Raw genomic sequence first — 9,269 nt, forward strand, 5'->3', positions numbered from 1 at the left:
TTGCAAACCTCCGTGCAAAACTTCATCAGCAGATATTATGTTTGGTTTATATGTATTACCTTATGCATCCGTGCAAATGCACAGGTGCCCGGACATTCCGTGAATTATACGGTTACGCAGGGATTACCGCAAAACAGTATTTATGACATAATACAGGATAAACGGAACTTTCTCTGGATAGGCACTGCCGGCGGTCTCTGCCGCTTTGATGGCTACCAGTTCCATACTTATGCGATGTCGGAAAAAAATCCTAAGGCCATTTCCTCCTACAAGGAATTCCGGTTCCATATTGATAAGGAAGATCGTTTATGGATCGTTTCTTTTAACGGGATCAGTTTATACAATGAACTGACCGATGACTTCAACAACCTCCTTACTTATAAACCACAGGGCGTGGTAATGGCGGAAAATCATTTCTTCGGGGAAGACCAGCAATTTATCTGGATCGGGTTATGCAGTTACGGCATCGTTAAGGTGGATAAACAAACGCTCAGGGTTCATCACACATCACTGACACGTTCCACACACAGATCAAGTAATGACGTGAGCTATCATGGATTTCTCGATAATAACCGGCTATGGGTCATTGACAACAATGAATCGGCCAGGCCGGTATTTTATATATATGATATCGCACGGCAGCAGGCAGACACGATCCCGTTGCCGGTCACCAATATTGTAAACATGAATGATTCCATGGCGCTCGGCATGGATTCGAAAAACGTTTTCCTGATCAACAAGAAAACGCTTCTTTACAGTAAGATGCCAGTCATGGCCGATGGTGCACACCACAATTCCATCAGCCTCTTTCGCAGAACGGCAAATTCGGCGGTGTTGTGTTCGCAGAAGAATGGCGTTTTTTATATCAATACGCAACCTTTTTCCGTGGCCAGGCGCATAACGCATACAGACAGGGAAGGAAAGAAAGTGTTGTCGGCCCGTAGCTTTTTTGAAGACAGATCGGGTAATACCTGGATAGGCATGACCGGTGAAGGATTGGAAAAGATCCCCTACCCTTACAAAACATTCCGCAACTTCCGTTCTGCTACCACCCGTAACAACGTATTCGGCATTGCCGCAGATGCTGCATCTGTTTATACCGGTATGTGGTGGGCAGAGGGTCTGAACATTTTTTCGCGAAACGGGAAGCCGGATCAGAATATTACGGTGAACAAGGCCGCACCACAGGCATCAAACAGTGTGATCACCATCACGCCGGTTGCGGAAAACAGGTTGATGCTGCTGGCTCCGGCCGCCAGGAAAAATGATGCACATGTGCCGCTGATTTATCAGAAGACAAATGGTACTATCAGGCCTGTAAATAAAGAAGTGACTGACTTTCTACAGGCCCACTGGGGCAGCGGAAACCTCCGCAACTTCCTGTACAAAGAAGCAAAGGGCAATCTTGTTCTCAATGCAGGCGAATACCTGGTAAGGCTTACGCCATCTGGTGAAACTCATTTTACGCCGGCTGTGATCCGTCATTTTCCCGGCGAAACGATTGCCAGCGGCTTCACACACAGCAACGGGGAACGATGGGTGGGTACTTTTACCGGTGTATTCAAGGAGTACGATGGCGGGAAATGGAAACGTGTTGCCCTTCCTGAGGACAAGGAGATCAAATCCATGTGCGAAGACGGAGATGGTAATATGTGGCTGGGTACCAACCACGACATTTACGTTGTAAGCAGGGAACTGAAAACAATTGCACATTATACCGAGGGAAAAGAACTGGTGAACGGTCATATATATGCGATCATACGGGACAGGTTCAACAATATATGGTTCAGTCATAATAAAGGTCTGAGCGTATACCGCCCGAAAGAAAAAACATTTGAACATTACAATGAACAGGACGGACTGCAATCGAACGAATTCAATGTAAGCGCATCATTTGCGGCAGAAGACGGCACTTTATTCTTTGGCGGCACCAATGGCGTTACCGGCTTCAGACCGGAACAGGTTGCGCAGAACAGGAATACCCCAACAGTAAATATTACCAGTATTAAAGTTTTCGATGAGCCTTTGCAAACCGATACGGCATACTGGCTTGTACCAGAAATACGGTTGCCCTTTAACAGGAATACCATAAGTTTTGAATTTGCCCTGCCCGAGTTTACACGAGAAACGGGCAACCGTTACCAGTTCATGTTATCGGGGGTTGATGATCACTGGATCAATGCAGCAGACCGGCGCTTTGCACGGTACGCAGGTCTGCAACCCGGCCGGTATATATTCCGCGTAAAAGGCGCTAACAGTGATGGCATCTGGGGCAGCGAGAGAAATATCAGCATTACTATTATTCCGCCTTTCTGGCAAAGAACATGGTTCCGTTTACTGATCATAGCATCTGTTTTACTCACGGCTATCGGTACCGGCATTGCAGTGCAGAAATGGAGGCAACGAAAAACATTCAGAAAACTTGAATTACAGCATAAGATCCAGCTGGAGCGCGAACGCATTTCGCGCGACCTGCACGATAATGTGGGCACACAACTGAGCCTGATCAGCAAACACCTGGAAGAAGCAGTTGATCCGCGTGAAGCAGTATCCGAATCGGACCGCATGTATAACCTCCGGAATATAAGCCAGACCTCAAAAGAGGTTATTTTTACACTGCGCGAAACAATATGGGCATTGAACAGGGATAAGATCTCTCTTGAAGAAATGTTCGACAAACTGAAAGTATTCGCACAAAAACTCAACAATGCTGCCGCAGGTTGCCAACTGACATTCCATGAAGGCGAAAACACTGATTCGCTGATTCTGGGCCCTTCCGAGGCAATCCATCTTTTCAGGATATCCCAGGAAGCGATCGCTAACTCGCTTAAGTATGCAAATGCTACGAAACTTGATCTGGAATGCTACAACGATAAAGGCCACTACCGGCTTATTGTTGCCGATAACGGCATCGGTTTTATCCACGCTGCCCGGAGAGCCGATGGACATTACGGGCTCGATAATATGCAGCACCGCTGCGATGAAATCGGATGTACACTAACGATCGATACCCGGCCTGGAAAAGGCACCGTGATCACCATCCGGAAAAAATGAAGCAAATGCACCATCACCGCTATTGAAAATCTAAATAGTTTTACCCTATGAGATACAAAGTGGCTATTACAGATGACAAGCCCAATATCATTGCGTCCGTCTCACAGGAATTAGTTCATTCGGGAAAGATCGATATTGTGTTCACTGCCCGGAACGGAGCCGATTTCCTGGAAAAGCTAAACAAATTGCCGGCAGACCAACATCCGCAGGTTGTGTTGATGGATATCGATATGCCGGTAATGAATGGTATTGAAGCGGTAAGGCAGGGCAGCAGTTTATATCCTGCCATACAATATGTAATGCTGACCGTTTTTGACGATGATGACAAACTATTCGAAGCGCTTCAGGCAGGTGCCGGCGGCTACCTGTTAAAAGATAACCGGCACGAGGAGATCCTGGAAGCGATTGAAGAGATCATCGAGAAAAAAGGGGCCCCCATGTCTCCCCGCATCGCCCGGAAAACTTTAAAGCTTTTATTGAACCAATCCCCTGTTCACAAAACAGACACAGTTAAAACAGGGCTGTCTGAACGGGAGGAAGAAATCCTGAGGAATATGGTGGCCGGAATGGATTACAGGCAGATCGCAGCGAAGCTGTTTATCAGTCCGCATACCGTGAGGAACCATATTACCAGGATCTACGACAAACTGCATATCACTTCAAAAACGCAAGCCGTAAAACTGGCGATTAAAAATAAGTGGGTGTAATTAACAGAACAATACCTGCAATACTTCATCACTGAGCAGTTTCACAATCATTCTTCTTTATTTACCAACATATCAGCACCCAAAATAGCTTTGCATACATCTTTAAAGTCTTCCGGCTGAAAAACTACTTTACAAGCACCAGATCCAGCGCTACAAAAATATCCGCTGCAGCCGGTTGTTTGGGCTTCGGAATTAATTCCAGCGTACGGGGTTTCGGCTCATCATCAATATCCCACAGAGAGCGGCTGATACCGATATTGGCAGTAATAAATACGGAACCGGATCTGGGTTGTATCGTGGCGATAAAATCGACAGGGTTGGAAATTCCTTTTATGGTGAGATCGGCGGTTACGTTAAAGGTTGATGTATTACCAATGCGTTTTATTTTCTTTATATCCACTGTAGCGGAAGGATACTGATCTGATGAAAAAAACTTCGGCTGCCGCAGATTGGCATCAGTTTTCCGCCTGCTGGTCTCCTCTTTGGCTTCGGTGCTGCGGATCGAATTCATATCGATAATAAATACCCCTTTTACCGGCTCTCCTGTATTTGAATATTGTAAATTACCCCACGCAAACAAAATATAACCGGAATGGCCGCCCATCATTTTGCCGGTATTCCACAAAATTTTGCTTTTTTTGGTATCGAGTTGATAAGCGCCCTGTATTTTCTGGGCATAAGCAAAGGATTGAATGGCCATAAAAAACAGTACAACGATTGAAGATTTCAGTTTCATAATGTATATTTTTTTGAAACTGCAACCTAGCGCCACATCCAGTATTGCTCTGCATTGGTATAGTAAATTAAACTGTAAACATTGTAAATTATCATCGTTTACCTATGGATACCGCTAAAAACAACCCTGTTTCCGGGAACCGTTACTTTTGGGGACTTCTGCTTTTGCTGGTGGCATTTACCGGTCTGGCCGCATTCAGGTTTTCGGGGAAGGATAATTTCAGCATGGCCAGACAACAGATCCTGCTCCGGAAAATCGGGCATGAAATACTTTTAGCATCGGGCGACAGCACTTCCAGGGTATTACCGGTTCAGGAAAAAGGCATTGGCAAATACCAGATCCGGTTCGAGAAGGAATTTACTTTTGAACCCGATACATTGGTGAAGATCATCAGGGAAACACTGGAGAAAGAAGATCATCCCGCCGATTATATCGTAAATGTTCTGGACTGCTCCAATGAAGATATCCTGTTCGGATATGCGATTTCGCAAAAGGGGCAAAATGATATCATCCCTTGCAAGGGAAGGATCCAGGCAAAAGGATGTTACGTGGTAAATATCGAGTTTCAGGAATCAGACCCTATGCTGTCGAAAAGCTATGTGATAGCCGGGGCATCCCTTTTCGCGTTCATGGGGATTCTTGCGGTTCGTCCGTTCAGGAAGAGAAGAAGGCGGTCTGTCATCCCTGAGCCGGAACAGGGCTTTCGCATCGGAAACACTCTATTCGACGCTGAAAAACGCACACTTACCGTTTCGGGCATGATCACCGAATTAACACCCAAAGAAAACAAATTGCTCCACATCCTTGCGAACTCCCCCAACGAGGTTATCGAACGGAGCAGGATCCAGAAAGAAATCTGGGAAGACGAGGGTGTGATCGTAGGACGGAGCCTTGACATGTTTATCTCAAAACTGAGAAGAAAACTGGAAAACGATCCATCGGTACAATTGGTAAATATTCACGGCAAAGGATACAAGCTGCAGATCGAATCTGTGTAAAGTTGTTTGCGGATTGAAAACGGGAGGCAGTTTTCCGGATTTCCGGACTGAGACTTTCATCATCCCCATCTACCGAATCCATCCCTTTTCCACCGAATCTACCCTTAATTCCCGGTATTATCATACCATTATTCTTTACATTGTGTCTTTCTCCATTAAAAATCCAGGTAAATGAAACTACGATTCATGGCATCGCTTTCTCTGGCGGTGCTTGCGGGTGTTTCGGCTGTTAAGGCACAGCGCCCGAGAGGCGGCGAGCAGCCTGATCCGAATGCCCCTACAACCAAGTACAGTTATTATGATGCATTCGCACCATTTTTTTACACCAAAAACGGGAACGATCAGCGTGCAGCCACGGGTGAGCCGGGACCAAAATACTGGCAGAACCGTGCGGATTACCAGCTCAGCGCCAAACTGAACGACGAAACAAATGAGATCACCGGAACGGAAATCGTTACTTATACCAATAACAGCCCGCTGAAAATGGGTTTTGTGTGGATGCAGCTTGACCAGAACCTGTTCAAGCCCGATTCCCGCGGAAGCCTGATCGTACCTGTCGGTGGCAGCCGTAACGGTGGCCGTGGCCAGGTCTTCGATGCCGGGTACAAGATCAAATCGGTTAAAGTACTCGACGCCAAAGGCGCTGCTACCGATGTAAAATACCTGGTAGAAGATACGCGTATGCAGATCTACCTTCCGAAGGAACTCGGCGCCAACGGTGCACAACTGAAGCTGAAAATCGAATACTCCTTTATCTCACCCGATCAGGGTTCCGACCGCATGGGTGTGCTGAAAACAAAAAATGGTAAGATTTTTACCGTTGCCCAGTGGTACCCGCGCATGTGTGTGTTCGATGATGTGTCTGGCTGGAATACCCTGCCTTATACCGGTCCTGGTGAATTTTACCTGGAATACGGCGATTTTGACATCAACATCACCGCACCCGCCAAACACATCGTGGTTTGTTCGGGCGAACTGCTGAATCCGCAGGATGTGTACACTGCCGAACAGCTCAAACGCTGGGCTGCGGCTGAAAAAAGCGAGAAAACGGTAATGATCCGTTCTGCAGAAGAAGTAACCGATGCAGGCTCCCGTCCGCAGGGCAAACAGGAACTGACCTGGAAATTCAGGATCAGGAATGCACGCGATGCATCCTGGGGCGCTTCCGCCGCTTTTGTGATCGACGCGGCAAAAATGATCCTGCCAAGTGGTAAAAAATCTATTGCAATCTCCGCTTACCCTGTTGAAAGTGATACTGCCAAAAATGGCCAGGGCTGGAGACGCTCTACTGAATTTGTAAAAAAATCCATCGAATACAATTCTGCAAAATGGTTTGAATACCCTTACCCTGCAGCTACAGCTGTTGCAGGTGCGCCGGGTGGTATGGAATATCCGGGTATCGTATTCTGCGGTGCGAGGAGCAGCGGACGTGGCTTATGGGGCGTACATGATCACGAATTCGGCCATACCTGGTTCCCGATGATCGTGGGCTCCAACGAAAGACTGTATGGCTGGATGGATGAAGGCTTCAACACTTTCATCAATACCCTTTCTACCGATAATTTCAACAACGGTGAATTCAAAGGCAGACCTACCAATGTACAGATGACGGGAGGCAACTATACCCGCCCTACCCTGGAACCCGTACTGAGCAACGGTCCGGATAACCTGAAAGAAATCAACAACGGCACTCTTTTGTATAGCAAACCGGGCCTGGGTCTTACAATGCTTCGCGAAACCATCCTTGGGCCAGAACGTTTCGACTTTGCCTTCAAAACCTATATCAACCGCTGGGCATTCAAACATCCTACACCGGATGATTTCTTCCGTACCATGGAAAATGCTGCCGGAGAAAGTTTACAATGGTTCTGGCGCGGCTGGTTCGTAAACAACTGGCGCCTGGATGTTGGTGTGCGTGGTGTAAAATATACCGATAGCACCGACTTCTCCAAAGGTTCCCTGATCACGATCGACAACCTCGAAAAAATGGCAATGCCTGTGATCCTGGAGATCAAAACCAAAAGCGGCAAAACTGACCGTGTAAAACTGCCGGTAGAGATCTGGATGCGGAATGTAAGCTGGACATTCAAATATCCATCCACCGAAGAAATAGAATCTGTTACTTACGATCCTGACAAAGTATTGCCTGATTTTAATCCGGCGAATAATGTGTGGACGAAGAAATAAAAAATAAGTCTGAAAAGAAAAGGAGGCCTTCAAATAGCCTCCTTTTCTTTTGCAGTTGAGTGATACTTTCAATGATAGGCATCTTTAAAAAATAGCAAGTGTGGCGCTGAGTCCCCTTCGGGAGACGTCAGCGAAGGCAGTATAAAATCGTCGCGAAAAGCTTTTGGAAAGTTTAAAACTTTCCAAAAGTTAACCTCACTACACTAAGCGCTCTTCGAGAGACTTCAGCGAAGGCAGCGTAAGATTGGCATGATTAACCATTTACCAAAAGATCCAAACCAGTCTTTGCAGAGGCGCCTCTTTGGCTTCGGTGCCCAGCGAAGCGAAGGCAATCAAAATGATGCGCAGCACAGTTTGATAGAGGCCAAAGCAGCGCTGGCGCAAAGACGAGGCCCAGCGGCCCGAGCGACACAAATGCAGACACCCGCGTGGAGGTTGGAATCTGTAAGCAACTTTAGAAATGGTGGCTGCGTGATGCGCTGAGTCCCCTTCGGGAGACGTCAGCGGAGGATAAAGCGCTCTTCGAGAGACTCCAGCGAAGGCAGCGTAAGACCGGCATGATTAACCATTCAACAAAAGATCCAAACCAGTCTTTGCAGAGGCGCCTCTTTGGCTTCGGTGCCCAGCGAAGCGAAGGCAATCAAAATGATGCGCAGCACATTTTGATAGAGGCCAAAGCAGCGCTGGCGCAAAGACGAGGCCCAGCGGCCTGAGCGACACAGATGACAGCACCCGCGTGAAGGTTCGAATCTATAAACAACTTTAGAAATGGTGGCTGCGTGCTGCGCTGAGTCCCCTCCGGGAGACGTCAGCAGAAGCAGCGTAAAATCGTCGCGAAAAGCTTTTGGAAAGTTTAAAACTTTCCAAAAGCTAACCTCACCCGCGTGAAGGTTGGAATCTGTAAGCAACTTTAGAAATGGTGGCTGCGTGCTGCGCTGAGTCCCCTTCGGGAGACGTCAGCGGAGGATAAAGCGCTCTTCGAGAGACCTCAGCGAAGGCAGCGTAAGACCGGCATGATTAACCATTCACCAAAAGATCCAAACCAGTCTTTGCAGAGGCGCCTCTTTGGCTTCGGTGCCCAGCGAAGCGAAGGCTATCAAAATGTGCTGCGCATCATTTTGATAGAGGCCAAAGCAGCGCTGGCGCAAAGACGAGGCCCAGCGGCCCGAGCGACACAAATGCAGACACCCGCATGAAGGTTGGAATCTGTAAGCAACTTTAGAAATGGCGGCAGCGTGCTGCGCTGAGCCCCCTCCGGGAGACGTCAGCAGAAGCAGCGTAAAATCGTCGCGAAAAGCTTTTGGAAAGTTTTAAACTTTCCAAAAGCTAACCTCACCCGCGTGAAGATTGGAATCTATAAGCAACTTTAGAAATGGTGGCAGTGTGCTGCGCTGAGTCCCCTTCGGGAGACGTCAGTGGAGAATAATCGAATGCAACCTGTTGCGCTGAATCCCCTGCAGGAGATATCAAGTTTACTAACAACGTAAGATAATTGCTGGTCAGGCGACCACAGGTGTTCGAAAGATATTTATGAGGAGTTACACAATAAAATAGCGTTCATTTTTTCGGGATCACCGCCGCACTTGA

General features: G+C 47.4%; 5 protein-coding genes. 4 read left to right on the forward strand and 1 reads right to left on the reverse strand.

The annotated features are described in order from the left end of the window. Positions 1-84: 84 nt before the first annotated feature. Together B5D42_RS15210 and B5D42_RS15215 are read left to right on the forward strand one after the other, a co-directional pair. Entirely contained in the window at positions 85-3,054 is a 2,970-nt protein-coding gene (locus B5D42_RS15210; RefSeq protein WP_176113034.1) for a sensor histidine kinase, read from the forward strand. Positions 3,055-3,101: 47 nt separating this feature from the next. Then, the gene (locus B5D42_RS15215; protein ID WP_078832376.1) at positions 3,102-3,761 is read left to right on the forward strand and encodes a response regulator transcription factor; all 660 of its coding nucleotides are present in this window, start codon (positions 3,102-3,104) and stop codon (positions 3,759-3,761) included. Positions 3,762-3,885: 124 nt separating this feature from the next. Here B5D42_RS15215 and B5D42_RS15220 read toward each other — a convergent pair whose 3' ends face one another. Continuing rightward, the gene (locus tag B5D42_RS15220) at positions 3,886-4,497 is read right to left on the reverse strand and encodes a YceI family protein (RefSeq protein WP_078832377.1); all 612 of its coding nucleotides are present in this window, start codon (positions 4,495-4,497) and stop codon (positions 3,886-3,888) included. A gap of 104 nt (positions 4,498-4,601) precedes the next feature. Here B5D42_RS15220 and B5D42_RS15225 point away from each other — a divergent pair, with 104 nt between their 5' ends. Together B5D42_RS15225 and B5D42_RS15230 are read left to right on the forward strand one after the other, a co-directional pair. After that, complete coding sequence (locus B5D42_RS15225) at positions 4,602-5,495, forward strand: winged helix-turn-helix domain-containing protein (RefSeq protein ID WP_078832378.1); 894 nt, start codon at positions 4,602-4,604, stop codon at positions 5,493-5,495. A gap of 171 nt (positions 5,496-5,666) precedes the next feature. After that, the gene (locus B5D42_RS15230) at positions 5,667-7,682 is read left to right on the forward strand and encodes a M1 family metallopeptidase (RefSeq protein ID WP_078832379.1); all 2,016 of its coding nucleotides are present in this window, start codon (positions 5,667-5,669) and stop codon (positions 7,680-7,682) included. Positions 7,683-9,269 lie beyond the last annotated feature (1,587 nt).

The sequence above is a fragment of the Sediminibacterium ginsengisoli genome (assembly GCF_900167075.1).
Lineage (GTDB): Bacteria > Bacteroidota > Bacteroidia > Chitinophagales > Chitinophagaceae > Sediminibacterium > Sediminibacterium ginsengisoli.

Coding starts and splice junctions, on each gene's coding strand:
- B5D42_RS15230 (WP_078832379.1), top strand. CDS start 5,667: ATGAAACTACGATTCATGGCATCGCTTTCTCTGGCGGTGCTTGCGGGT.
- B5D42_RS15215 (WP_078832376.1), top strand. CDS start 3,102: ATGAGATACAAAGTGGCTATTACAGATGACAAGCCCAATATCATTGCG.
- B5D42_RS15225 (WP_078832378.1), top strand. CDS start 4,602: ATGGATACCGCTAAAAACAACCCTGTTTCCGGGAACCGTTACTTTTGG.
- B5D42_RS15220 (WP_078832377.1), bottom strand. CDS start 4,497: ATGAAACTGAAATCTTCAATCGTTGTACTGTTTTTTATGGCCATTCAA.